At 39.8% G+C, this 24,342-nt stretch carries 24 protein-coding genes; 10 read left to right on the forward strand and 14 right to left on the reverse strand.

What is annotated here, in order from left to right; all coding sequences use genetic code 11:
• Window positions 1-152: 152 nt before the first annotated feature.
• From J4E76_RS11285 to J4E76_RS11315, 7 genes are all read right to left on the reverse strand, one after another.
• The gene (locus tag J4E76_RS11285) at window positions 153-959 is read right to left on the reverse strand and encodes a type II CAAX prenyl endopeptidase Rce1 family protein (protein WP_208504234.1); all 807 of its coding nucleotides are present in this window, start codon (window positions 957-959) and stop codon (window positions 153-155) included.
• A 58-nt stretch (window positions 960-1,017) separates the two neighbouring features.
• Window positions 1,018-2,013, reverse strand: coding sequence for an AraC family transcriptional regulator (locus J4E76_RS11290; protein ID WP_208504238.1), 996 nt, complete (start codon window positions 2,011-2,013; stop codon window positions 1,018-1,020).
• Window positions 2,014-2,319: 306 nt separating this feature from the next.
• Window positions 2,320-3,465, reverse strand: coding sequence for an ABC transporter substrate-binding protein (locus tag J4E76_RS11295; protein WP_208504240.1), 1,146 nt, complete (start codon window positions 3,463-3,465; stop codon window positions 2,320-2,322).
• A 121-nt stretch (window positions 3,466-3,586) separates the two neighbouring features.
• A complete protein-coding gene (locus J4E76_RS11300; protein WP_208504242.1) occupies window positions 3,587-4,102 on the reverse strand; it encodes a phage tail protein in 516 nt (171 codons plus the stop codon).
• A 211-nt stretch (window positions 4,103-4,313) separates the two neighbouring features.
• Window positions 4,314-5,243: a methionyl-tRNA formyltransferase gene (locus J4E76_RS11305; RefSeq protein ID WP_208504243.1), complete on the reverse strand. Its 930-nt coding sequence runs from the start codon at window positions 5,241-5,243 to the stop codon at window positions 4,314-4,316.
• 200 nt (window positions 5,244-5,443) lie between these two features.
• A complete protein-coding gene (locus J4E76_RS11310) occupies window positions 5,444-5,893 on the reverse strand; it encodes a lasso peptide biosynthesis B2 protein (RefSeq protein WP_208504245.1) in 450 nt (149 codons plus the stop codon).
• A 61-nt stretch (window positions 5,894-5,954) separates the two neighbouring features.
• Window positions 5,955-9,080, reverse strand: a complete 3,126-nt coding sequence (locus J4E76_RS11315; protein WP_208504248.1) for an FG-GAP-like repeat-containing protein — start codon at window positions 9,078-9,080, stop codon at window positions 5,955-5,957.
• Between the two features lie 175 nt (window positions 9,081-9,255).
• On the opposite strand from J4E76_RS11315, the gene J4E76_RS11320 reads away from it, so the two are divergent.
• A complete protein-coding gene (locus tag J4E76_RS11320; RefSeq protein ID WP_208504250.1) occupies window positions 9,256-9,975 on the forward strand; it encodes a hypothetical protein in 720 nt (239 codons plus the stop codon).
• Here the strand turns inward: J4E76_RS11320 and J4E76_RS11325 are convergent.
• The 5 genes from J4E76_RS11325 to J4E76_RS11345 form a co-directional block, all read right to left on the reverse strand.
• Window positions 9,970-10,788 carry a hypothetical protein gene (locus tag J4E76_RS11325; RefSeq protein ID WP_208504252.1) on the reverse strand — a complete coding sequence of 273 codons (819 nt, stop codon included), beginning with the start codon at window positions 10,786-10,788 and terminating at the stop codon, window positions 9,970-9,972. The two genes, J4E76_RS11320 and J4E76_RS11325, sit on opposite strands and share 6 nt — an antisense overlap.
• Complete coding sequence (locus tag J4E76_RS11330) at window positions 10,785-11,201, reverse strand: hypothetical protein (protein ID WP_208504254.1); 417 nt, start codon at window positions 11,199-11,201, stop codon at window positions 10,785-10,787. The genes J4E76_RS11325 and J4E76_RS11330 overlap by 4 nt, the downstream gene beginning before the upstream one ends.
• A gap of 86 nt (window positions 11,202-11,287) precedes the next feature.
• Window positions 11,288-12,277 (reverse strand): hypothetical protein, encoded by a 990-nt coding sequence (locus tag J4E76_RS11335; RefSeq protein WP_208504256.1) that lies wholly within the window; start codon window positions 12,275-12,277, stop codon window positions 11,288-11,290.
• Window positions 12,267-13,193: an aspartyl/asparaginyl beta-hydroxylase domain-containing protein gene (locus J4E76_RS11340; RefSeq protein WP_208504257.1), complete on the reverse strand. Its 927-nt coding sequence runs from the start codon at window positions 13,191-13,193 to the stop codon at window positions 12,267-12,269. The genes J4E76_RS11335 and J4E76_RS11340 overlap by 11 nt, the downstream gene beginning before the upstream one ends.
• Window positions 13,194-13,308: 115 nt before the next feature.
• Window positions 13,309-14,421: an SGNH/GDSL hydrolase family protein gene (locus J4E76_RS11345; RefSeq protein WP_208504259.1), complete on the reverse strand. Its 1,113-nt coding sequence runs from the start codon at window positions 14,419-14,421 to the stop codon at window positions 13,309-13,311.
• Between the two features lie 226 nt (window positions 14,422-14,647).
• Here J4E76_RS11345 and J4E76_RS11350 point away from each other — a divergent pair, with 226 nt between their 5' ends.
• The 5 genes from J4E76_RS11350 (at window position 14,648) to J4E76_RS11370 (ending at window position 19,436) form a co-directional block, all read left to right on the forward strand.
• Window positions 14,648-15,484: a sulfotransferase domain-containing protein gene (locus J4E76_RS11350; protein WP_208504260.1), complete on the forward strand. Its 837-nt coding sequence runs from the start codon at window positions 14,648-14,650 to the stop codon at window positions 15,482-15,484.
• Between the two features lie 113 nt (window positions 15,485-15,597).
• A complete protein-coding gene (locus J4E76_RS11355; protein ID WP_208504262.1) occupies window positions 15,598-16,506 on the forward strand; it encodes a hypothetical protein in 909 nt (302 codons plus the stop codon).
• A complete protein-coding gene (locus J4E76_RS11360) occupies window positions 16,503-17,360 on the forward strand; it encodes a sulfotransferase domain-containing protein (protein ID WP_208504263.1) in 858 nt (285 codons plus the stop codon). Before J4E76_RS11355 ends, J4E76_RS11360 begins: the two co-directional genes overlap by 4 nt.
• Window positions 17,361-17,362: 2 nt before the next feature.
• Window positions 17,363-19,246: an asparagine synthetase B family protein gene (locus tag J4E76_RS11365; RefSeq protein ID WP_208504264.1), complete on the forward strand. Its 1,884-nt coding sequence runs from the start codon at window positions 17,363-17,365 to the stop codon at window positions 19,244-19,246.
• Between the two features lie 13 nt (window positions 19,247-19,259).
• Window positions 19,260-19,436: a hypothetical protein gene (locus J4E76_RS11370; RefSeq protein WP_208504265.1), complete on the forward strand. Its 177-nt coding sequence runs from the start codon at window positions 19,260-19,262 to the stop codon at window positions 19,434-19,436.
• Between the two features lie 10 nt (window positions 19,437-19,446).
• On the opposite strand, the gene J4E76_RS11375 is transcribed toward J4E76_RS11370, so the two are convergent.
• Complete coding sequence (locus J4E76_RS11375) at window positions 19,447-19,725, reverse strand: PqqD family protein (RefSeq protein WP_208504266.1); 279 nt, start codon at window positions 19,723-19,725, stop codon at window positions 19,447-19,449.
• Between the two features lie 337 nt (window positions 19,726-20,062).
• On the opposite strand from J4E76_RS11375, the gene J4E76_RS11380 reads away from it, so the two are divergent.
• From J4E76_RS11380 to J4E76_RS11390, 3 genes are all read left to right on the forward strand, one after another.
• Window positions 20,063-20,881: a phytanoyl-CoA dioxygenase family protein gene (locus J4E76_RS11380; protein WP_208504267.1), complete on the forward strand. Its 819-nt coding sequence runs from the start codon at window positions 20,063-20,065 to the stop codon at window positions 20,879-20,881.
• 16 nt (window positions 20,882-20,897) lie between these two features.
• The gene (locus tag J4E76_RS11385) at window positions 20,898-21,425 is read left to right on the forward strand and encodes a YkgJ family cysteine cluster protein (protein WP_208504268.1); all 528 of its coding nucleotides are present in this window, start codon (window positions 20,898-20,900) and stop codon (window positions 21,423-21,425) included.
• A gap of 94 nt (window positions 21,426-21,519) precedes the next feature.
• The gene (locus tag J4E76_RS11390; protein WP_208504269.1) at window positions 21,520-22,716 is read left to right on the forward strand and encodes a JmjC domain-containing protein; all 1,197 of its coding nucleotides are present in this window, start codon (window positions 21,520-21,522) and stop codon (window positions 22,714-22,716) included.
• 26 nt (window positions 22,717-22,742) lie between these two features.
• Here J4E76_RS11390 and J4E76_RS11395 read toward each other — a convergent pair whose 3' ends face one another.
• Window positions 22,743-23,447, reverse strand: a complete 705-nt coding sequence (locus J4E76_RS11395) for a 2OG-Fe(II) oxygenase family protein (protein ID WP_208504270.1) — start codon at window positions 23,445-23,447, stop codon at window positions 22,743-22,745.
• 138 nt (window positions 23,448-23,585) lie between these two features.
• On the opposite strand from J4E76_RS11395, the gene J4E76_RS11400 reads away from it, so the two are divergent.
• On the forward strand, window positions 23,586-24,341 hold the full coding sequence (locus tag J4E76_RS11400; RefSeq protein ID WP_208504272.1) for a trans-aconitate 2-methyltransferase: 756 nt from the start codon (window positions 23,586-23,588) through the stop codon (window positions 24,339-24,341).
• Window position 24,342: the final 1 nt, after the last annotated feature.

Genomic DNA, 24,342 nt, shown 5'->3' on the forward strand with positions numbered 1-24,342 from the left:
ACTATACCTTTTAATAAAAATGTCATGCGCTCTACTTTGGATCTAATTGAGGTCAGATCCGTGTTTGTAGACTGTGAAAGTAGAATTTCGGTTTAATTCTAAATAGACATGATATGAGTGCGAGCATCAAATTTGTCGGTAGGTTTTAAGCTTTATTTGAGCTTCTTAAACTTGTTGGGCTGTGTTTTCGCATTGAATATCACTAAAAGTGCGAGTAGGGCCATAAGTGTGCAAAAGGACCAAAAAGGAAGCATGTTGCCTCCAATTAATACCGGAAAAATTGGAAATGCCTGACCTAAACCATTGATTAGCTGGTGATGTAAGTGAACATAGAGTAAGCTCCTTTTTCCTTGAATATATATCCATCCTAAGATGAAGCTCTGGGAAATCACAATGATAGTGAACTCTATAAGACCATAGCCAGCTTGATGTCCATTGGGGAAAAGAAATAATGGCATGTGAAACAACCACCAAATCGGAATGATGATCAGACAGGCCTTGAAGTAACCATGTTCATCAAATAACTTATCAAAAACGACTCCTCGCCAGGCTAATTCCTCCGTATTGACGATTAGATACATGACAAAAAATGCAAGGGCATTTGATACTATAGACCCAATATTAAAAGACTCGGGCCAGGATGTAGTTGATAGCTTAAACCCAACAAATGATGCCAATATGGTGATGATCAGAGGAGCCATAACGGCAACAGCAATAGTTTTGATGTTCACTCTTACTAACAAGAGTCTCTTAAAGAAAGACTTAAGACCTGTTTTGCCACCGGATCGGTAAATGAAGATAGAGGCACCCAAGAGGGGACCTAATGTCATGAGGATATCCAACGATTTGAGTGCTGATGGAATTTGAATATTATAGGCAATGAGTAAAGAAGGTATCACGCCTAACCACGAAATAAGGAAGACTGTGATAACAAGTTTAGTTAGGTTAATTGCTTTCATTTATTGACTTGTTTTTTACAAATCAATACTGTTCGGGGGGTCAAATAGAATCTCTTAATTAATCAGGACGAATTTCTGATTTAAATTGACCAGGGGTTTTGCCAGTGAAATTCTTAAAGTGATGGTAAAAAGCCGATTTGGTGTTGAAACCACATTCATAGCCCAATCCCTCTAAGGAGATATGTGTATCGCTTTTATCAAGCATTCTCTGAGTAGCAAATTGAATCCTTTTGGCGTTGATAATGTCATAAAAAGTCGTGCCCATTTCAAGGTTAATTACTTCGGAAAGATGATGCTTTGGAGCATCTACCTTTTTCGACAGTTCGGATAGTTTGAAGTCGGGATTCAAGAAGTCATCCGATTCTTCGAAATAGACATCAATCTTCCTTCTAATCTCACGAATTTGAACTTTGCTCAAGGGGCTATTCTTGTAAGGCTTTGACGGAGGAGGCATTGTTTGAACCTCGGGGGTATAAAGCCTGCCGAATTTGAGTCCAAGGAAACCTATCACCGAGATCATCAGTGTATAAATTCCAAGATCTAGCGTATTGGAGAATTGCATCATGAATAAGAGCTCTGCTAAAACATGTAGAATTCCTAAGAGAGCATATGTCATCATTAACAAGGCCAGAGAATTGATCCACCTTAGATCCAATATGAAATTGTCTGCCCTTTTATTCTTTACACCTTGTAGGTTTCCCTTTGTCCAAAAAAGAATGAAGAGAGGGTAACCAATAAGTGTAAGTACTTTGGTGATGGTCATTACAGACTCTAAGCGTTGAGCCACAAGACTGTTACTGACAAAAAGCCCTACTATGAAAAAAAGCAGGAAGGTGATAAAGTGAATAAGGAGTTGCCTCTTAAATTGTCCGAAGACCGTATAGGTGTAGAGCAAGAAAAAAGGGCCATGCAACAAAGTCAGTGACTTTGCTAGGACCAGTATAGCGGTTGTATTGTTAAAGCCAGTAAGGATGATAAGGCTTAGGTGAATAGAGAAAATAAAGAACCAAAACAAAAGAATGATGTCTTTGGTAGCAATGGATTTCTTGGACAAAATCAGAAAAGAAAAGATAATTGCCTGTATAATACCTACTGAAGCCGGAATTATGTCCCAATTGAGCATCAACGAAAGAAAAATGACTTAGCTGTAAGTTATGCGATTTTAATTAAGACTGGAAAAACCGCAGTGTCACTCTCTCATGTCTTCAACTCCAGTAAAACCATGCATTCCACATTATGAGTTTGCAGAAATATATCTACTGACTGGACCCAAGTAACTTTGTGCTTAGCTTGTAGCAATGCTAGGCCTCTTACTTTGATTGACCCACTTAACAAAAACGATTGATTAGGCAGATTCTATCTAACCAATTAGATAAGGGTTTGTCCAGCCTGTTTTAATTAGATTTTTTATACCCCAGGCAAGGTCTTCGTAGTACTTTTCCGGTACCTCAACCTCTCTCAATTTTTTTCTAATAATTTTACCGCCCTCTTCGACAATTTCAAACTCGTAATCCGTTGTGGTTGTCAAACGAGTTTCAGGGTCGAAGCTTACTTCACCACGGGGACCAGAAATAGATACTTTGGTCAATGCACTTTTTACAACTTCAGGTAATGAGCTATCGGCTTTCAGGAGTGCTTTCCCCAATAATTCAGCCGTTTCATAGGCCAATAAACCGTAGGGGTGAGGCCGCTTACCGAGGTTTTTCTCAAAAAAGGTTTTGAGTTCCAAATTTGCTTCACTTTCCCCATCTCGGTCCCAACAACCAATTGTTTTCTGTCCGATCATTTTGCTACCACAGGCCTCCATTATATCATCCCCCTGCATCATATAGCTGGGTATAAAAGGAGTTTTATCGCCCTTGGTTTCATACCAAGTTTCCGCAAAGGAGATTCCTTCCTTTCCTGAATAAAAGCCGAAGATAAAATCAGCTTTTTCCTGCAGGGCTTCATTGATCTGACTAGCAGGTGATTCGGTTCTGCTATCCTTATGAGTCAAAGTGGCAAAAGTAATTTGCCCGCCCCTACTCTCAAATCCTTGCGTGAATGCCTTAGAGGTTCCATAACCTACATCATGTACAGAGCCAAGGTGTACACCAGCCTTGCCATAAACAAGACCCGCTTCTTGCCCTTGTAGCCAAGCCGACTTCACAAGATCAAAGGTATTAACGAAGGCAAATTCAGACTGACAATCTTCATGAATTATATCCTCACCCATGTAGGTAAGCAATAGAATCACATCATTTGAGACAAGTAACGGAGCAATATCAATGAGAAAGGCTGGATTAAAAGGTGCAATGATGGCATCAACCTGTTCTTTCACAATCAGAGACTGCACTTTCTCAGCCATAATCTTCATTTGATTATTGTAGCCTCCTGGCTCAATGACTATTTCGTAATTATCAAACCCAGATTTTTGCAACCCTGCCTCTACGACTGTTTTGTAGTCTTTTCCGAATCGTTTGAAATAATTTGAATCCGGAAGGATCAAACCAATTTTATATTTCATGTATGTGCTTGTTCTTTTAAAGTGCAACGAACCCTTATTTTCAGGGTCCTTATTCAGGCAAAATAAGAAGTATGGACATAAAAAAAGCCGGCAGTGCCGGCTTTTTTTATGTTTTGATTACTTAGCTTCTAGAAGGATAAATACCTTCCATTGCGAAACCAATGTACAATCCAAGGAATGGGTTGTCAATATCAAAAGGAATATTGCTCCCTGTGTTTGTTATGGATTGCGAATTCATGTTTGAGTCAGGGTTAGTAGTAACAAAGCCTGCTCCCCCAGTGTGGCCTGCTATTGTTGCCCCAACAGGTATTCTTTCCGTACCAGCTGCATTAGCGCATCTTAGTGTATGTGTATGGCTTGGTAGATTGCTAGCAGTCAAAGTTACAGTGTTGCGTCCGCCTCGCATACCCCAAGTTCTGGTTTCCAATCCGGGGCCGGTTCCTACACCTACCATAGACCTGCCACGCAAATCAGGGATACCGAAAGTAGTACGGCCATCACCACCGAAAGTGGTTCCAACAAGGGAAAATACTGCCGAATATGATGAGATAGGCATAAGTTGTCCATTGCATAGCTGCCAGCCACGTGGAGCAAAATTAAAAGCGAAAGGTTGAATTTGAGCAATAAAAGGAGTCATAGTTCTGAATGTGTTTAAATTGTTAATAGTTACTGATAATTATCAATGTAATACTTTTCTTCGAATTATCGAATGATTCTTTGTTGCTAGTTCTTTTTTGCATTTAAGTGGTAGTACGCACATTAGTACTTCGTACAGCGTGAATCAAGGTGGTTTAAATGAGTTATAGATCTCATTTGACTGACCTATAGACAAAGCCTAAGCTTACGGGTTACATGAATTTTGTGCCCTTAAAAAAACCTAGAGTCGTCAGTTTGACACCGGAAATATAGGCGCCCGCTACATGTGCCACGGTAACACGCAGAAATTCATTATTGATACAAGCAACTATTGGACCATAGGTGAGGTCAGAGTGGACAATTTCTCCCGGATCACCTTTCATTGTGTCATTGCCATCAATAGGGGTTACCTCTAGGATATTTATAAGTTGGCCCGAAAATGACGTGTCCGCTCCTCCATAGCGAGGATTTGCAGCGTTAGTAAGTGCTTCTATTTCCAAAGCTGTTTGATTGCTCCAGTCTATTCTGAGATCGTTAGCCATTGGCTTAGTTAAAGGAGCTGGATCTTTTTCAGGTTCTAGAGTAATAAAATCAGGTTTGTCTGACATCAATTTGGTTACTACTTTGCTCACCCAAGTTTCATTACTTTGAGATAACTGACCACAGTAGATACCGTAGTTGAATCCGCCCGGAAAAGGAATTTTTTCTTGTAGAATCACAGGTCCTTCATCGAATTCCTCGGTCATGAGATGAACTGTTAAGCCACCTTCTTGTTCATCATTTTTAATCTGCCAGAATATTGGATCGGCCCCCTTGTATTTGGGTAACAGGGCATAGTGGAAATTGAAAAAGCCCTTTGAAGGAAGCGTCAATAGTTCACTAGGAATCTTCCAGGGAAACGTGAGTACAAACACACAATCTACCTGTAGCTCGGTAATTATCTTTTGCAAGGAATTACGCCAACTCTCTTGATCAAGCATATACCACAGGTCCTTCCCAATGTCTATTGCTTCAAAACCTTGCTCCATAGCATTGGCATATTTATCTAGGTACCCTACTCCAGAAAGCACACCTAGTGTTTTGAGTTTGGCTACCGCAGACAAGCCAAGTTGATTTGAGTTACATAGTGCGAAAATTTTCATTTGTGTGAATTTAGTGAGTGGAACACATACCTGCTGATCCGACTTTGGTGAAAGTCGGAGTTGTATAGTCGACTAAAAGAGTATGGGTTGTTAACATTTGAGTGGAGAAGATATTCCAAAATATTATGGATTGAATTTGTACTTAAAAACTTAAATCCGTTTCTAACAATTTCATTTTGTCACTCCCCTTTATTATTTACCTATGAATTTGTTAGAAAAGCAAACCTTCCCAATATGGTGAACTGTTTATGACCTTTCTTACCTGTAATTATTACTTGACCAACTCTTAGCCAGGCATGAGCTTTCATACTGAGAGTGCCTTCCTTTTTGACTCCAAAGTACGTTGTATGATCTACTTTCATCCCCTTCAAAATCCAATGTGCACATAGAGCCTGGGCAAAGCAATTGCTTTGCCATGAAGTATACTTTGATACAGCAAAAATTGCACTCGCTAGACGAACAAGCCGCTCCGATTCTTTTTCCGAAATGTCCGAGGAGCTTTCTTTTCCTTCTTCCCCTATCCACCTTGCAATTCTTTTAAAAGGAAACATAAGGACTGTTAACCTGCCGAAACCAATTAGTATAATTACTCTGAGTAGCAATAACCGGAAATGCCAGTCTGCCTTGGAAAAAGCTTTTAAGGCAGTCAAGGAATCAAGAAGTTAGATAAAAAGAGCTCCTGAAATAATAAATAAGATATCTCCATAGGCTTTATTTAACATGATCAGCTCTTTTGATGCTATAAAGGAATCCTGATTTTAGTGGAGTGTCTATAACTGTTTGTTCACCTGTAGACCATTTAACAATTAATTTGTCCACCTGTTCATATTCACTCAACCCAAAATGTAATGTTAGATCATCGTAGGATTTATAGCCACCGCTGGCTAGCAGTTCTCTCACCTGATGCTTTCCATCACCATAATAGATTGTGACTTTTGAACCTATACCGAAACGATTTCCAAGCTCGTCCACCAACTTGAACATTATTGAGTTATTTTGGTGATTGTTGTTTTCATACAAATAAACAGGGCCTACAGAAGTAGCCAGTACTATATCTAAATCGCCATCAAGATCAAAGTCTACATAGCTGTTAGAAGAACTGGGAAGGTAGTTCACTAGGCCTGAGGTATCTGTTTGTTCCTCAAATGTCTGCCCTTTTAGGTTTTTATAAAACATATTAGATTCCTGTACAGGTTTGAAGAGGTAGCCGTTGGTTATGTAGAGGTCTTGCCACTCATCATTATCCAGGTCAGCAAACCTACTGTTCCACGCCCACCCAGTAACTCGAAGTCCATATTTATCTGTTTGCCCTATATACTTTCCAGATTCATCTTTCTTAAGAAGTACACCTCCAGGCCTTTTGGCATCAGGGGCCGTTTCAAGATATTTCTCAGCTCTTTCGTATTGATCTGTCTTAAAATTGGCTATGAAGTCGTATTTGGGCCATGCTGGGGTAAAGTAATCTTCCGGTTTCCCCAGCTTTTCGTTTATCATTTTTTGTCGAAGTAGTTGAAATGCTATGCAGTCAAGTAAATCCTCCTCTTCACAATGTTCAAACTTCTTATGAACAAGAGTCCCTAAATAAGCCTGGTGTTTTTTAAATAATGCCTGGCAAGAGCCACGCTGCTCATCGTTTTTTATCGCCCCACAAATTTTTTCAATGTTGGTGGTACGAAAATCTGAATTCCGGTTGTCTGTTTGTGCTTCATAAATCTCAAACTCCAAATCGTTGTCGACATCCACGGTGGTGATACTCATAGTTGTCATTGTGGTCTTTTGTACTAGGTCTCTTGGGTTCAATACCAGCTCGTGTTCTCCAGTTGATCGATCACCCTTATAAAAATAGTCCGGCATCACGAAATCATTGCCCACTACCAAGTCTTGTGAGTCATCTCCGATTACATCGCTCAAGAGGGTTGACAGTGTTTCCCCCGGAGGTGCAGAGGCCAACTGCAACTCAAAGCGTCTCCCCCCCTTATTTGTGAGCCAGAAATTTTGTGATGCAGGAATAGAATATATAGAACCTCCGTTTACGCCCATGGTCCAGTTACCTACAAATATATCGAGTAAGCCATCATCATTTCTGTCACCGAATGCAGCTGATACACTTAGGACCATATCATCAGTCTGAGGTAACCTAGAAAGTGTGTCATCATCAAAACTGCCCTTATTGCTGTACTTAACATAATTACCACCTCTGTAGGTAGTGAAAAATACATCCAACCACCCGTCATTATCTAAGTCTATCAACGTTCCCCCAAATATATCCAGGCTATCAGGCACATTCAGTGACTGCCGTTGGAAAGTCTTTCCGCTTATGTTTGCATAAAGGAATAAATTATTGGCCGATGCCATCAGTAAGTCAGGGTATCCATCTCCGTGAATATCACCGGCCGACATACTCCTTTGATTGGCAAGCCCATCCTGAGTATATATGGGAGAAAAAATATAAGGTACATCCATGCCAATCTCTTGTCCTTCAATGGGCAAAAACCAGTCCTGAGACTCAGAAATTTTAGATTTAAAAGGTGTTCCCGAAACCTGTACATTCCGCTCGCTCCATAACAAATCGCCACGTTTGACTCTATCTGAGGTCATCGTGTTTAGTTGCGAGGAGGTAAGTAGTATTGTGTCCTTAGCCTTTACTACATAATCTTCAGGAGGACCATCAGAATCTTTGACAATCTGATAATGATCATATATGTAATTAACCGTTAGTTGTTTCTCAAGAAAATGGCCCAGAGTACCGTTGATCATACCGATTGTGGTAACAATAGCAAACATTGCAACTGCCAGTTTTCTGGAAAAGGACTTATCGACTATGAATGCGGAGTATATACTGAATGATCCCAGCGTAAAGAGTAAGGTCATTGCGTATTTGGCGGGTAAACCCCCGGCCCATAAAATGGCGGTTATTAAAACATCAAAAGCCATAGGTACCGGCAAAAAAGTGCCTAACGCAGCGAGGCCGACCATTAGGAGCACTGATTCTGTGGTGCTAGCAGCTTCTGTGAGCTGAATGAATCCTTCCAGAGGTAAAAATGTGATGAGTATATTACCCAGAAAGCCCGCCAGTAACATAAGAGGTACAGCAGTCCTAATCAAATACCAGAGCCCTGTAAAAAATCCCTTAATTGTCCATTTTACAGCGCCAAGCCAACTTTTATCTTGAATCACATCCACATCAATATTCGCTGGTGGTAGCTTAAAAAAACTTGGTAATTTTCTTTCGTTAATAGAGGTTGAGTTTTCCTGTCTGGTTTTGATATACCTTGAAAGCAAGGGAATAATAAAGAGTAATAAGACAATTGTTGAGCCTAGCTTAAACCAAACCATATAAGGAGGTAGAAGAGAGAAAAGCATGGAAAGAACAATCACATTCAGAGTTGGTGAGCTGACCATGGCAGCCATTGCTGTTTCCGTTTTAGCTCCTGCATCTTTCATCCCCATAGCAATGGGAGCTGCACAATTAACGCAAACCCCCAGGGGAGCACCAATTAAAGTACCTATAATGGCATTGACCCATCGGTTGTTAGACTTATAATCCTTTAGAAGGGAGAACAAAACCATCAAAATGGCTCCAAAGAACAACCCAAAGGCCATGCCCTTTTTGTTGGTCTCTATCCAATTGGCTGTATTAGACAGAACCTGAACCAGCCAGGAATCCCTGAACTGTATGGTGCGAAAAATATCGAAACTTATTCCCATCGACTCATTATCCGCACCGAGTAAGGCTTTTTCGTTAAGCTGCGGATACCTAGAGCCAGTCCAGAAAAATATGGCAATTATGAGCATGAACACAGAGCTCACGAGAATTCTCTTCTGATTGACTTTCATTGGGACTTAAGAATATGTTCTATCAATGTCTTTTCAGAATTAGGCCCTTCGGAAAAAGTGTTCACTACCTGATAACCAAAGTTTAAAAAAACAAACTAATGAGTTGGTTGGCAAGGTTTATTTTACATAAAATTGATATGGTTATAGGGCAGTAAATCAAAACGGAATTGATAAATTGAAAGCACTTAGCACCGGCCAGAACAATATGATTCAATACAAAAATCTCTTTTATTCATTCCATTGCAGTGAGATACCGGGGTTTGATAAAATAGGTGAAGCCGCTAAGGCTCTTTCTGAAATACCTTCCAATTTTGATAGGATCGAGTTACAAAAGAAAACTGGTTCTGATCGATATAAAGATCTGCGTGCCAGTCTTGATGCATTACCAGACAGAAAGGAGGCCATGGAGTTCGAAGCCAAAGGTCACTTTAACAAGGTGTTGTCCAGTGTAAAACCGGAATCCGAAAGTGCAAATCACAAGCCTGAAGAGAAATGGAGTTTCAGACCAGGTCATATTGCCTTTAATCCTGAATTTGGGCGACTGGATAAGTTAAAAAGCCTTCTCAATGAGTATTTTGATCATAACTGCCTTCAGGCTGGAGATTTTCTTTATCCACCTGATGGATTCAGATTATGGCACACCAATAAGTTTGACCTAGAAAGCTGGTTTATTTTCTTCGTAGATGTAGATAAACCTAAATGTTCCTTCTTCAAGTTTATAGACCCTGAAACAGGCGAACTTGTAACCCATTGGGATGAACCCGGAACTGTTAACATTTTTAAAATCAATAGCAACAATAGCGACCTACTCTGGCACTGTATAGGAACAAACGACTGCTACCGCTGGAGTCAGGGATTTTCGATACCAGGTCATTGGAAGGAAAAATTACTATAAGCCTGCGAAAACATGAGTGAAAAGAGAAACTGTTTCGGGTGCTTTGGTGCTTATGTAAAGATAAGCTGGGTACACTGAGATAAATGTCCAGAAAAAGTGATTAATACCTACGGTTATGGATAATATACCATGAAATAACAGTCCTACTATTAAAAACACCGGAGCAGCCTCTGGCCATAAAAGGCCAATAAAAAAAAGACATTCGAACAGAATAACAAACCAGGAGCCGACTTTAATCAGCCATTTTGGTTTTTGAGAATCAGGGCTTATCATACGCCAAAAAGGATACCGATTCATGAAATTTTGAATAGCCTGACCACTTCTCCAGAGCTGAGATTTGAGCTTTTGCAGCCCTGTAATTGAATAGATGAGTACAAGGTAAGTGGCTAAAAAGAAAAGCCCCGCCTCTGTTATCAACCCATTGTCGGGTACGAAATAATGGAGCATAAGGGCAACAAAAATAGCTCTGAGTAAAGGGGAATCTGAACTGACAAAATACCGCCAGCGGGGATAAGACAGGAGTTGGGTTATGAAAACAACCAGCAGTGGTAGTTTAGGATTTTGACCTGCCAATACGATTCCTATTGAAGTGATGGCCGATAGTAAACTGATTGCTTTGAGTGCCCAGGCAGCTTTACCATTATACAGTGGGCTAAAAGCTCTCATATGTCGGGAAACGATTGCTTGAGGCCATAGCCTGAAATTCATAAGAGGCTTATGCCTTAGCGCAATGATGAGATCGGCCATGGATGATTGACAAATGCCAATACAAACTAGAATGGTGGTCCAATAATAGACGTCTGAAGGAGTCATGGTAGTTTTAAAAAGTCACTTTCTATAAGAAGTTCCTCATGCTCCCCCATGAGCCTTTTTACTCGGATTTGCCGGTTTTCAGCCTGTCCTGACTTACCGTAACTCAATATAACGCTTTGAAAGAAAGGAAAAAGGGAAGATTCCATAGCTAGTTTGCCTGCGTCATTCATATGAGCGAAAGACTGCAGGGCATTGGACATAAAACCATAGAGTCGCAAATCAGGGTTTATAAATACGAGTGTAGATTTCCAGGGTTTTTCCAATTCAACCAGTTGCCATGGGCCTGTATCGCCATCTTCTGTTTTATCACGATAAGAAATGATAAAACGCTTAACTTGTCCATCCTTATCAGGTAAAAACATGGTCCATCGACTGAACCAACCGTTGAACCAAAGAAATTTCCTAAACTTCAATAAACTGCCTTTACCAGCCAGAGCAACCCAAACAGCGCATAGCAGCCAGAGTGAAAAAAATATCAAGATGACTATTTCAAAAAGCTTCATGAAAATCCTCTTTTCTGGTTTTTCATCTGTTGCAAAATAAGTTTCTTCTGTGTCAAAAGCTCAAGTTCCCATTCCTCATAAAAAGGCTGCGAGTTTATACCACAACTGACTAACTCTCTTTTCAGCCAATCCAATTTAGGCCCTTGAAAAGTTTTAAAATCTTTCTGAAGGTTAAGCCTTTCAGGTGGTTTGAACAGTCTATGATAATGAAATGTATGGATTTGATCAAGGGCCAGCTGTGTGTTTGATTTTGCCAAATGAAAATGTGTTTGGGGAGAATAGTTATAAGTGATCGGTAGTTCATTGACAATGAGTTCCATACTGCTTATAGTGGCTGAAAGTGCAGATTGTTCTACAAAAAAGAGCCCCTCTTTGGGTCTGAGGTCACTTGCCATTAATTGCTCAAAATTCGTTTTCCACTGCTGAAATAATTCAGACGTTCTTCGGGCAAAAATCAGCCCTGCATTGAAGTAGCTGAAAATTCGTTGTCTTCCAATACCCGTTGTTGTATAGGTCCTTTTTTTCACTTCGAGAAGTTCATAAAGTGCTCTCCAATACGATGCATTTTGGTCATTTCCATCCGTACCAATCCCCTTTAAATTCACAACCCTCATGCATACATCCATCTGTGACTCGTTACTGAGATCATCAAGGTCATTTAATACTATCTGGTCACTATCTAAAAATAAAAGGAAGTCTTCTGAAAGGTGTCTTGCGTAATAATCACAAGCCATCACTTTATTGGCGAAGCCGTAATCAGAATACTTCTCGTTGAGGAGAATGTATTCATGTTGCACATTACATTCCTCAAAAACAGTGATTGTTTTTGAAGAGAGTAATTCCGGATTACGAGGTTGGATACTATAAATTGGTGCATCTTTTAACTTGCCTCCGAATTTCCGAATACTCTTAACCAGTAGTTGTGACATACCCTCGAGACTGCCAGGCTCAGTACAGATGATAATAGCAATGCTTTTATTTTGCATGATTAAAGAGCATTTGCAGATTCATTCCATTGACCACTCTCGCTTTGAATAAAGATATTACTTTGGCATTATTCACTTTGAGCCTGAGCGAATCGCCAAGCTTTTCAGCCTCTTGCAAAGCATCATTGATGGCCTTTTTGTAGTAGGCCATTGCCTGAACATCGACTCCAAAACTGGACTCAATAGTTTTCCACCGATCCCCATGGGTTTGGATCAGCCTTATCCAAGCATCCGCTTCTTCTTTATCGTTACAAAGTTCAAGCTCTTTAACAATTAACCCAAGCGTTTCATCCAGTTGAGCTCCTGATTTTATTGCCGGACTTACCGCATCTTCAAGTTTCAGTTCCGGCTGCTCTTTAATCTCAGAGAGTACTGTTTTCAGATTTCCATTGTCATCAAAGATATTAGTCGCCTCAGTATCAAAAACAAGATGTATGCGGCTTTCCGTTCCCTCATTTCTGACCCCATGCCTTCGCCAGTTGTCAAAGGTCCACACCTCCCCGGGAGCCATGACAACCTCCGTTCCGTCGCATGTAAAAAAGACACTTTTTGAAGTCACTAGTGGTATATGTATACGGACTCGTTTGTCCCAGTATTCATTAGTATCTGAATGAACGGGTACTTCATAGCCGGCTCCCAACCTCATCAATCTCGCAATCCCTATCCTGAAATTGAAGAATCTCAAAAGACGGGTAACCGCGGGTAGCCTTTTTGAAGGCAAGGTCGGCATCACAGGCGTTCTTTTTAGATTATTGAGGGTGCCCTGATGGCTTAAGATCGGAACATACGAGTTTTTTTTAAAATTGCTTGGGTGATCAAGCCAGTCAGCTTCGTTAAGCTTTTGCACCACCTCCAAAGCTGCAGATTCAACCTCCATCTTAATAGGTAATTTGAAAAATGGCTGTTTTAAATTCATTGACTTTATTCAAGATTCGATTAAAAAGACGGTACCTAGGGTCATAACTTCTGCAGTACCAATGTCCTTACAATTTTAGGTATTTGAGATTAACATGGAATGAGAATGATTAAAATTAATATTGATTTGTAATAAGCTTCTTCACAAGTGGAGTCAGATGCTCGGTGATTTGTCTTGCGACAAATTCCGAACCCTGATCATTATAATGAACAGCATCATAGATGTGTTCAGGTAATACCAACTTATCCAGATCAATCATCAACACATTTTCCTCCTCGCAAACACCCCGTATGACCTGATTCATTCTGAAATACATCTTCTTGTACTCATTGAATGATAGGTTGAAGCGTTCTGGAATAATGCTCAGGTCATGATCTAAGCCTAAAAAATCATATTTTATCCTGTTTCCTTGGGTCATTAGCACTGGGCTGATTTCCTTTATTCTACAAATTGATACGAATAACCTCAGGTTATCTTCGAACTGATGGAGTATTGTGGCCCTGTCTTCATCCGTTAGTGTAGAGAGCCTCTTAGGACTTCTGGAGGGCTCTTTCCGAATATTGCTTACCATATTCTCAAAATACATTCCGATGTAAGGAAAAGCGGACTTTGCTTTAACAGCAAGAGCTGTGGTAAGCCTTACCTTTTCGGTAATAATCTGAGTTGGCCGCCCATTGACTTGCCAGTAGGATCTCTTCTTGAGGAGTTCGTGTAGATCGTTAATGTTATGCATCATTATGGCAATATCTGGTTGCTCAGCCAATACCTTGTTCAACAAAATATTCAGGGTATGCGCGCTGTTATTACCTGATACAGCCGCATTCATTGTATTCAGCTTCAGGCCATCCTTATTAAATAGTTGGCCTACCAGATAAGGAAATCTTTTTAATTCATCAATAGCAGAGCATTCTGTGGTGGACCCTCCTAAAAAAGCAATGCTTACATCAGGATCTTTCAGAATATTCGAAGGTTTAATATAACCTTTGATATCAATTTCAAACTTCACTTTTCTGGTTCTATCGTCAGTCTGGGCAACAGTTAAAAACTCTATAGGTGGGTCATAGGTTTTTGAAGTTCCGGGACTATGCTCTTTGAGAAAGACATGTCTTTGAGGAGTGTGTTTTTCGGGTATTTGATCAGACAGTGCTCCTAATAAAAAATCTGCACCAAATAGAAGGGCTACCAATATGACAGATGAAATCATTAGATTGAAAAGGTGTTTTTTCATAATTTCTTAATTAAGTCAGAAAAAACCGATGTTGTCGCCCCGTAAGAATAAGTCGAAGAGAAGATCCTCTGTTACAAGAGGGATAGTTTGTTTTAGCATCAACTCAAAAGTAAACACTTATTCATAAATTTGACTGTTGAAGGTTTAATTGTAGTATAATCAATGCAAGGGAAACAGATATAGATTTTTGCATGTTCACTAAGTATATTGAAGATTGTTTGAAAGCATGAAACATCTGATATGGATATGCTCTTACCCGAAGTCAGGAAATACCTGGCTGAGGATTCTGCTGGACAGTATACTGCTACATGATGGAAATAGTGTTGATATTAATCGAATAGAAATAGCCAGTCGAAGAATCATAAAAAGGAACTCGTTTGATGAATTTCTTGAATTTGAATCTGATGGACTTACCCCTACGGAAATCATTTACTATAAGCAGAAGTACTATTTAGACTATGGCCTAAAGGCAACTGAAGATATTTTCATTAAAACCCATGAGGCTAACTGGAAGATAAACGAAAAGCTGTGCCTTATACCTGAGGAGGTAACAAAGCTATGTGTCTATATCGTACGGAACCCTCTAGATGTCGTTTGCTCTCTCGCCAATTATCACGCAATTGCAATTGATAAGGCTATTCAGCTATTGGGTGATAGGAACTATACTTTGTTTGGTCCTGAAGACGGTATTTCATACAATGTTCCTGTCCAGGTAGGTGATTGGAGTCTCAACGTTAGCAGTTGGCTGAATTCGAAAGAGTTACCGTTGATTTTTATTAAATATGAAGACCTTCTCAATAAGCCTGTTGAAATCCTGAGTGGTATTATGAAAGGCTTGAATCAACCAGTTGATCAAAGCTTGATTGAGTCTGCTGTAGACAATCATAAATTCAGTCGTCTAGCAAATCAGGAAACTACCCATGGTTTTTTCGAAAGGCCTAGAAAAACAGATGTTTTCTTCAGAAAAGGGCAATCCGGCTCATGGCAGGAGGAGCTATCAACTAGGCAAGTAGATAAGGTCATAAACGCTCATCATAAAGTGATAGCTCAATTAGGTTATTGAATTTTAATTTTGTTCTCAAAATGCGATTCGTTGAAAAAATTGATAGGTTCGCAGGTAGAGAGAAGCAAGCATCATATGAATAATGTTTCCCCTCTTATACTCCCAGTACTATAATGAATTTATACTATTATAAAGCTTACGGATTAGTATTTCAGTCAGAGTTTTCCATTGCAGGATTGACAAGTGAGATTGCCTGCGAAAACCCTGATGTGGTACTGACAATTGGTACGCTGGACGTAACACCTTATAGCCTGATAAAGGGGTTTTTAATAAAAGAAATAACCCCTGAAGGTTTCCTGTATGGTATAAAAGACCTTGCCACTTTTCTACTCTCCGATGGGAACAAAGTAATAGTCGACCCTCTAACCGAGGAAACAGAACTTTGGCAAATGTACCTTCTCGGTTCTGTGATGGGTGCACTTTTGCAGCAAAATGGCTTTCTAACACTGCACGGCAGTGCGTTCGTATTTAATAATAAAGCGCATTTGATTTTGGGCGCTTCTGGCATGGGCAAATCGTCTATTGCCATGGCCTTACATCAAAAAGGTTATGAGCTGCTTACAGATGATATCAGTGCGATTAAGTTTGATAGTAATAACAAACCTTACCTCTTTGTGGCCAGTAAGCATATAAAGTTATGGGAAGATGCCATAGAGCATCTAAGCACCGCCCAAGAAGATATGGCAAGGGTGCGAGAAAGTTTACCCAAGTTCAGGTTATTGCTTGATACAACTCATGATCAGGTTAAATATGAGTTGGGTAATGTTTTCATACTGAATATTAAACGTTTACCTGAAGGTCAATTTGCCTTTAAGCATTTGAACACAATGCAATTATTGCGGTACCTGAATCAAAATGTCTATCGCAAGAAGTTTTTGTTAGACATGGGGAACCAAAAAGATGCTTTTTTCATGCTTAGTCAGCTAGCAAACAATGCTTTTGGAACTTTATTAAACAGAACCCATTCACGCACAGATGTGCGTTTGGTAGCAGAAAAAATGGAAAAGTTTTTAAAACAGTGAAACACCTCATTTGGCTGGCATCATACCCTAAATCAGGCAATACCTGGTTCAGAATTCTTTTAGACAGCATTCTCCTAAATGATGGGGCGGCAGTCGATATCAATCAGGTACAAACAGCCAGCCTCAGGATTATCGAGAGACAAAGTTTTGACGATTTTTTGGAGTTTGGCTCCGGTGAACTCACCTTGCAGGAGAGCAATTCCTTTAAACACAAATACTATCTGGATTATGGGCTAAAGGCTACTGAAGACACCTTCATAAAAACACATGAAGCCAATATAAAAGTCGATAATCAGCAACAGCTAATTCCTAAAGAGGTAAGTAAACTGTGTATTTATATAGTGAGAAACCCACTTGATATCGTGTGTTCGCTGGCAAACCACTATGTAGTTAGTACAGATGAAGCTATCAAAATTATGGGAGATAGTTCCTACACTTTTTTCAAACATGAAAAAGGCATTACATCCAACATACCGGAAATGATAGGGGATTGGAGCACGCATGTTAGTAGTTGGCTGAACACGAAAGGATTTCCTGTGATACTGATTAAATACGAGGATCTGCTCTGCGAACCCATTCAAACGCTGCGCATGGTTATGAAGGAGTTAGGCCAACCAATGTCTGACCAGGTATTGCAACGTGCGGTAGACAACCATAGCTTTGGACAGCTTGCGCGCCAAGAGTCAAAGCATGGTTTCCGTGAGAAAGTTGTAGCCTCCGGGGCCTTTTTTAGAAAAGGGAAAGCAAATTCCTGGAAAGAAGAACTTACCAAAAGACAAATTGAGATGGTGATTCATCATCATCATCAGGTAATGGATAACTTAGGGTATAGCACCGATATTAATCAGAAGTAAAGATGTCTTATATCTACGGCACAGTTTGTCATCCGGAAAACGTGGACCCTGAAGCACTGGCCATTCTAAGAGCGGATCTTCAACGGTATCCTACGGACGGTCATGTTGAACTTACTGAAAGTGTTGTTTCCGGTGGTCTTTTTTATCAAAACCTGAGAAAACCACCATTCCCATCCGAAGCGCCCCTAAAAGATCCGAAGACAGGCATCATCATTTTTGCCAGTACCCGACTGGACTACAGGTCGCTACTGTTAAAAAAACTAGGCCTCGATCAAAGTCAGTTGAGTAAGCTTACGGATACGCAGCTGATCCTGAACGCTTATTTAAAGTGGGATGAGCATTGTGTACATTACCTTGAAGGTGACTTTTCCTTTCTTATCTGGAACCCCTCAAAGCAATATCTCTGGGGTGCCCGAGATCCTATGGGCTTCCAACCACTTTTTTTTTCCATCAATGGTCAGACCTGTTTTTTTTCCAGTCATACCACTGGACTGGCCAGGATACCGGGAATTGATCGAAGTCCTGACGAAGTATTCTTTGCAAACCGCTTACTAAGGGCAGAGGGCTCGCTTTTCGTCACACCTTACAAAGGCATCAACCAAATACCAGTTGGACACACTATCAGAATTGATTCGGGCAAAATTAGTGTCTCAAAGTACCACCACTGGCAAATCATACCTTCAAGCCATAAGGTATCACGTGAAGATTATACATCAGAATTGGTTACAATTTTATCAGATGCCATTGAAACTAGACTATACGCTGATTATCCTGTGGGAGGCTTCCTCAGTGGGGGCTTAGATTCAAGTTCAGTGATGGCCATTTTACAATCCTTACTACAACAAGGGTCGGGAAAATCTCTGATCACCACTTCTTCAGTCCATCCGAAAGGAACCAGTTTCAGAAATGAAGACGAAAGACCATGGGTCGATATTTTTAAAAAGCACTTTCCCGAAACTGAAATTAATTATTGCACTCTTGAACATATTCCTCCGTTACGTCAGGAAGATGCAGAGTTTTTTTCCACCGTTCGACTGCGCAGATACCCAACCACGTTTATAACAGAAATAATGGAGGGTAAACTCATCAGTGAAGGCTGTCGCACTTTTTTTACTGGCTGGCGAGGTGACCATTTTATTTCTAGGAGGGGGTATGCCCACTATATCGATTTCTTAAAGCAGGGTCGGTTCTTCCAGTTGTTCTGCGCAATAAGGGACACAGCTGCCTTTACCAACCGTAGTCCAAAAGCACTGTTCAAGGCAATCATCAAAGAAAATGTCTATGCGAACCACTTTGGTGTCAGAAACCGATCGGATCGCAATCTGTTGAATAAAGAATGGGTAGAAGGTGTTTTGACGAACAAAAAATCACAAAGCCGCAGATGGAAATTGTACGATACCACTCATGACTTTAGTTGGTTTTTGCCTGATGGTCAGGCAAGTCAGCAATTCTATGAAGACACCTCTTTTAACAGCAAACAAGTCTTAAAGAGAATGATTCCCTTGTCAGACCCCAGAATAATCAACTTCACCCTACAATTACCAGCAGAAGAGTTTTCGAAAGGGGGTATGGATAGAAGTATTATGAGAAGGGCTATGAAAAATTATTTACCTGATGAGCTCAGGTTAAGAAATACCAAAGGGAGCTTTATGGGTAATGAATCGGCTATTTCAGCCAAGATACACGAGCAATGGTTGGAACAGATAAACATCTCGAGCCTCATAGATCAATCCCCATTAAGAGCATTTATCAACCCCTCTGAGGTAAAAAGACACATTGCCGAACACAAGAAAAATATAAAGACTGGGAACGTAGATTTACAGCATCAAAACACCTATTTGTTGAATATGTTGGGATTTTTGTTTTTCTTTGATGGGAAGAGATAACTTTATTACGACTATGAACTCACAGAAGGGAATAAACAAAGAGGACCAGAACAGAAAAAGTGATAAAATGGTTTGGCAGTTACCTGAACTTATAGAGTTAGATATTAACGAAGCTACTTTGAACGTTACAAAAGTTCCAGGAGTTAGCGTGAACGATGGTGGCAATCCTTTTACCGACTACAATAGTTAATAGCTCACGCTTATCGCACCAGCACCATATTCTTTTGGTGTAATTCCTGAATAAAATTTCTACAATCATTCGCACAGGTTGCTGTGTCTATGTCAAAAGTACTTATGAGCTTGGAAATTAGATCATCGAAGGATACCTCTTCGTTCATGGCCTGCCAGACATATTTGGCCACCTGATTCATCCCAAAGTATTTCCCACTTTCAATACTCATCAGCGCCAATGACTCACCAAGGCTTGCCTCAATGAGATCGTCTGATTTTTTAAGCAAGGTATCTCCTTTTATTTCCATGTTTTATGAATTAGCTTGAGGTAAAATTAGAGTAACCCTAAACAAATACAAAAATAGAGTAATTGTTTTTGACACCTTGATAGATTAGCGCTTTCGGACAAGTGAAGACCTAGTCATCTTCGAGCGCTCGTGTAAAACTCATTTATCCAAATTTTGAAAATATCCAATGTCTGAAAAGCCTGCTAGTGAAAAGAATACGCACGTTGGATCAGTAGTGCCAAATGAAGAAACTAGTACATGAAGATTGCCTAGTGCCCTCGAAACGGTAAATTAAGGCATTAATCATTCGTAGACCTCCTACAAACTAACTAAATTACTCACTCACACTCCTCTAGCAATGGAATTTAGTCCTGAAGAAAAACGAAAAGGTAAGATTAACAAAGAGAGATTGGCGTCCGTTGTGAAGGAGTTCAGAGCCAATGGCTTCCTTGTGATCGACAACCACTTTTCAAAAGAGAAAGTGGAAGAATTGAATGCCAGTTTCGAAAGAGATTATTCCCATCACTTCGAAGACAAGCAACACAAAGATGCCAGAAGGTTCAGCCATAAAAGGCCTTGTATTACTGTGAATGTCAAAGATGAGTTTAATGCACCTGAGATTTATTGTGATCCTCTAATTTTGGAGTTAATGGGCCATCTTTTAGAGCCCGATTTTATCATTTGTAATTTGACATGCGTGCTTTCCCTTCCCGGATCAAAACAAATGAAAGTACACAGGGATGGTACTATATTCAATGGGAGTCCTGTGAGATCTCTCCTGCCCCCCTTTGCTATTGGTATGCTTGTACCTCTTATTCCCTTTAACAAAATCAATGGCACTACTCGATTTTGGCCAGGTAGTCATCTTGGCCAAAGTACTATTGAAGAAACTGCCCAAAGCCCTAATTTTATTGAATCGGACATTGATCAGGGCTCCTGTATTCTGATGGACTATCGACTTTGCCACAGCGGTAATGCTAATAACTCTGATACGGTAAGACCGCTATTGTATTGCAATTATTCCAATGCTTGGTATATTGATGTGGGGAATTTTCAGGAGCAGGCACATTTTTATCTTAGTGATGAAGAGTTTATGAAAATACCAGCAAAGAACCGTAAATTGTTTGTCCGTAGAAACATTAACCTAACATCCACCTTCGAGCTACTTAACAATTAAGAAACTGTATCCCTAAATGATTGAAGAAAACTCTCCAGATCTTTGCACCAAGTGCGGGGTCTGTTGTGATGGCTCATTTTTCGAACTGGCAGGAGTTCAACAATCTGATATAAATGAAGTAACTCGAGAGTTGGATATGTTACAGACAGGAGAAAGACTTCAAATAAAGCTCCCCTGCACTGCTCATGTGAATAATCGTTGTACAATCTATGAGGTCAGGCCCTGGGTTTGTAGAGCCTACGAATGTAAGCTGCTGAAAGAGTGTAAAAGAGGAGAGGTGAGCGAAGAGGAGGCTATTAAAACTATCGATCAACTTAAATCAGCTTTGGAAGAACTTGATACACTCTTATTGGAAGCAGACGTTCCAAAAGAGAGAAGGGGTGTTCATAAAAGGATAAGGATTCTGGAAGAAAGATCACTTACCATTATGGCAGAACCTCAGTATCGCAAAGCGTATGGACCATTGCTTATAAAGTACAGATTGCTCCAAAAACTCCTCACGGAGAGATTTGGAATACCTTTTGAAAAGAGAGACGTGACTTGATCAAATAATTGTAGAGAAATTGCCCAAAATGAACACCATCCAATAAAATTTTTATAGCAAGCTGCTATATTGCCTTAGCTGAAGTACCAGCGCAATGAAACAACTAGAAAAACTTTTTGGACGTTCATATCGGGATTTTTTTTCCGTTTATCGAGAACGAAAACATCTGTTTATTCCTTCGGCTTCTTCCAATCACTTTGATGAGGCATTGGAACTTTCGGATATTGAAACCTACCTGGCTACTGTGCCTTTAAAACATGGTCAGATAGTGCTGGTCAATCATCAAAGGAGACCCTTGGCAGAGGAGTTTCTGAAGATAGATAACGATTATGTCGCTGGCAATATCATTGATATCAGAAAACTACTCAGCCTCCTTAGTAATGGCACTACGGCTATTCTTACGGATATGGCCAGGTACATTCCTAAACTTAATAGGTACTGTGAACAACTAGAAAATGAACTGGGCGTAAAACTTCAAGCCAATGTGTATATCACTCCACCAAAGTCTCGGGGTTTCAATGTACATATCGACAGCCACGATGTATTAGTCCTTCAGATCTATGGCAAAAAGATTTGGCACTTATTCGGGGGCCTAGTTGAATACCCTACGAAGAGCTTCATTCGAAAACAAAAGGAATTTACCGAAAAAGACCATCCCTTGGTGGATGATATAGAAATGGTTCCGGGAGATCTGCTCTATGTACCCCAGGGAATGTATCATGATGCAAGTACTGACGAAGCACCTTCAATTCACATTACACTAGGTCTTTTACAAAGAAGACGTTCAGAAATATTGAAAACGTTATTAGATCACGCAAGTGATCATGCTTTTTTAAGGCAACCCATACCCAGAAATCTAAAAGACCCTTCGGTGAAAGAGGTTTTTTATAAAGAATTCAAAGAAACCTGCCATAAGCTGATAGAAGAAGCCGACCTGGAGGTGTTACTTGATGAAATTCAAAAGGAATTTGGCACAAGGCAAGTTCCTGACCTCCAAGGAACACTTTCTGCAACATTGACCATAGACCAATTGACTATAGATTCCATAGTCAAAAAGAAAAAAGGAGTAAGGTACAGGGTCAATGACGAACTCTGGCACACTGCGATTTATTTTTGCCATGAACAAGTCAAGATCCCCAAACCCATAGAATCTGTATTGAATGTCATTTTAGGTGATGAGGTTTTTAGCGTCAAAGATATAAGCCCTGATTTAAGCGAAAAGGTTAAAATAGAGTTGATAAAAGAATTCGTGATTAAAGGTCTTCTTCAAGTTGTTGCTGTTCCAACTTGACCCATGAAATGTGTTTTATCACCCCTCTATCCAAACCACCCTGAAAACGCAATCCTTTTAGCCTTGGCCCCTTCTGATATTGGTGTCACTTCATGATTTAGATTTTTCAAATCCCTAATGGCAAAAAGTAAAAGTTGATTGTATCCAGGAGCAAAGTTGGCGTAAGTTTCTCCGTTTTTCTTTTGTGTGAATTTCAGGTGACCACCCCATTCTGTATTCCAATCTGGACAGAGATAGTAAATGAAGCCAATCTCCCCATTATCACCATCATCATGCTTTGCCAGAAAATCGCCAGTTTCATAGCAACTCGTAAAAAGAGAATCTGTACCTGATAGGTCTTTATTTGTAACGGTTTTAATGAGTCGTAATAAGGACTCACTCTTAAATAGGTCGACTAATTCTCTTTCAGGACCGTGCAAAGGGAGTTTAGCCTCATAGACAGATCGTTTGAACTTAAAGGAAAATTCGCCAAGCTCATATTGCTCTTTTACCAATTCATTGAGCTTTGAGAGAGAAGGTCTGTTTTGCTTATTGTTCAATAAGTTCAGGCTTTTCCTTGTTCCTCTTAAGACAGGGCAGAATGCTAAATACCATTCGCTGTCGGGCTTATTGTTTAAATAGTCAAATGCTCGTTGAGCAAATTCAGGCTCAAGAAATTTTTCTATCACCAATAGCTTATTTTCAGCGAATTGAGTATTTAGTGTTTCCTTATCAAGTTGTGAGTTGAACATAGAAAATGTAAAACTTTCATTATGCAGATTCAGACACCTTTAAACCTTGATACTTTGAGTTGGGTGCTGAACAGCTAAAGTAGTTATTTGAAGCGAGTAAATGTTTTCATCAGCATATGCTAGATCCCTGTTTGATTAATGAGAAATCTAAAGGCCACCATAGTTAGTCTGAAAACTTCAAGGTTTTTAATAGGGCGCCTCGTCTACACCGCGGCTTTTCTTATTATTTCAATACCTGAATATTTGGCGAGTGCTCAAAAAAGGTCCGAACTATGGTATGGTGTGCGTTATGGAAAAGACTATCATCAGAAAGCGTCTTTTACACTTGAGAATAGATATCCAGACCTATTCAGCATTTGTCAGAATTATTTTAATTATCGTTCAGAGTTGAAAATTTTATCGTTTGGATGCTCCACTGGAGAGGAAGTTAAAACACTAAGTCAAGTTTTCCCGAAGGCAGAAGTTGTGGGAGTTGATATAAACAAGAGATCTCTAAGGAAGGCCAGAAAAAACTATGAGAATAGCAAAGTGAGTTTTTTACACTCCGAATCTATGAATTTTAAAAACGCTTCTTATTTCAATGTGATATTCTGTTGTGCTGTTTTTCAAAAAACAGATAATAGAGATCAAAGTAATCATGAATCGAAGTATCTATTTTCTAAATTCGAGAAAGCAATTACCGAGTTAGACAAAAAATTGAATAAAGGTGGTTTGCTAGTGATTGATCATTCTGATTTTCTATTTACTGATACTTCATTATTTAGAAATTATGAAGTGCTTGATGCTGAGGGAAATAGATTAAAGCGAAATCGGCCTTATTATGATTCAAACAACAAAAGAGTCTCGAGTTTTACGGAAACAAACAGAGTATACATAAAGATAAGTGATAACTAAC

The sequence above is a fragment of the Roseivirga sp. E12 genome (assembly GCF_017592825.1).
Taxonomy (GTDB): Bacteria; Bacteroidota; Bacteroidia; order Cytophagales; family Cyclobacteriaceae; genus Roseivirga.

What these genes read in the sequence shown, in the direction of transcription:
- J4E76_RS11385 (WP_208504268.1), top strand. Translation starts at nt 20,898, where the DNA reads ATGATTGAAGAAAACTCTCCAGATCTTTGCACCAAGTGCGGGGTCTGT.
- J4E76_RS11285 (WP_208504234.1), bottom strand. Translation starts at nt 959, where the DNA reads ATGAAAGCAATTAACCTAACTAAACTTGTTATCACAGTCTTCCTTATT.
- J4E76_RS11400 (WP_208504272.1), top strand. Translation starts at nt 23,586, where the DNA reads ATGAGAAATCTAAAGGCCACCATAGTTAGTCTGAAAACTTCAAGGTTT.
- J4E76_RS11395 (WP_208504270.1), bottom strand. Translation starts at nt 23,447, where the DNA reads ATGTTCAACTCACAACTTGATAAGGAAACACTAAATACTCAATTCGCT.
- J4E76_RS11335 (WP_208504256.1), bottom strand. Translation starts at nt 12,277, where the DNA reads ATGCAAAATAAAAGCATTGCTATTATCATCTGTACTGAGCCTGGCAGT.
- J4E76_RS11355 (WP_208504262.1), top strand. Translation starts at nt 15,598, where the DNA reads ATGAATTTATACTATTATAAAGCTTACGGATTAGTATTTCAGTCAGAG.
- J4E76_RS11365 (WP_208504264.1), top strand. Translation starts at nt 17,363, where the DNA reads ATGTCTTATATCTACGGCACAGTTTGTCATCCGGAAAACGTGGACCCT.
- J4E76_RS11375 (WP_208504266.1), bottom strand. Translation starts at nt 19,725, where the DNA reads ATGGAAATAAAAGGAGATACCTTGCTTAAAAAATCAGACGATCTCATT.
- J4E76_RS11370 (WP_208504265.1), top strand. Translation starts at nt 19,260, where the DNA reads ATGAACTCACAGAAGGGAATAAACAAAGAGGACCAGAACAGAAAAAGT.
- J4E76_RS11305 (WP_208504243.1), bottom strand. Translation starts at nt 5,243, where the DNA reads ATGAAAATTTTCGCACTATGTAACTCAAATCAACTTGGCTTGTCTGCG.
- J4E76_RS11340 (WP_208504257.1), bottom strand. Translation starts at nt 13,193, where the DNA reads ATGAATTTAAAACAGCCATTTTTCAAATTACCTATTAAGATGGAGGTT.
- J4E76_RS11390 (WP_208504269.1), top strand. Translation starts at nt 21,520, where the DNA reads ATGAAACAACTAGAAAAACTTTTTGGACGTTCATATCGGGATTTTTTT.
- J4E76_RS11345 (WP_208504259.1), bottom strand. Translation starts at nt 14,421, where the DNA reads ATGAAAAAACACCTTTTCAATCTAATGATTTCATCTGTCATATTGGTA.
- J4E76_RS11325 (WP_208504252.1), bottom strand. Translation starts at nt 10,788, where the DNA reads ATGACTCCTTCAGACGTCTATTATTGGACCACCATTCTAGTTTGTATT.
- J4E76_RS11380 (WP_208504267.1), top strand. Translation starts at nt 20,063, where the DNA reads ATGGAATTTAGTCCTGAAGAAAAACGAAAAGGTAAGATTAACAAAGAG.
- J4E76_RS11315 (WP_208504248.1), bottom strand. Translation starts at nt 9,080, where the DNA reads ATGAAAGTCAATCAGAAGAGAATTCTCGTGAGCTCTGTGTTCATGCTC.
- J4E76_RS11295 (WP_208504240.1), bottom strand. Translation starts at nt 3,465, where the DNA reads ATGAAATATAAAATTGGTTTGATCCTTCCGGATTCAAATTATTTCAAA.
- J4E76_RS11350 (WP_208504260.1), top strand. Translation starts at nt 14,648, where the DNA reads ATGAAACATCTGATATGGATATGCTCTTACCCGAAGTCAGGAAATACC.
- J4E76_RS11300 (WP_208504242.1), bottom strand. Translation starts at nt 4,102, where the DNA reads ATGACTCCTTTTATTGCTCAAATTCAACCTTTCGCTTTTAATTTTGCT.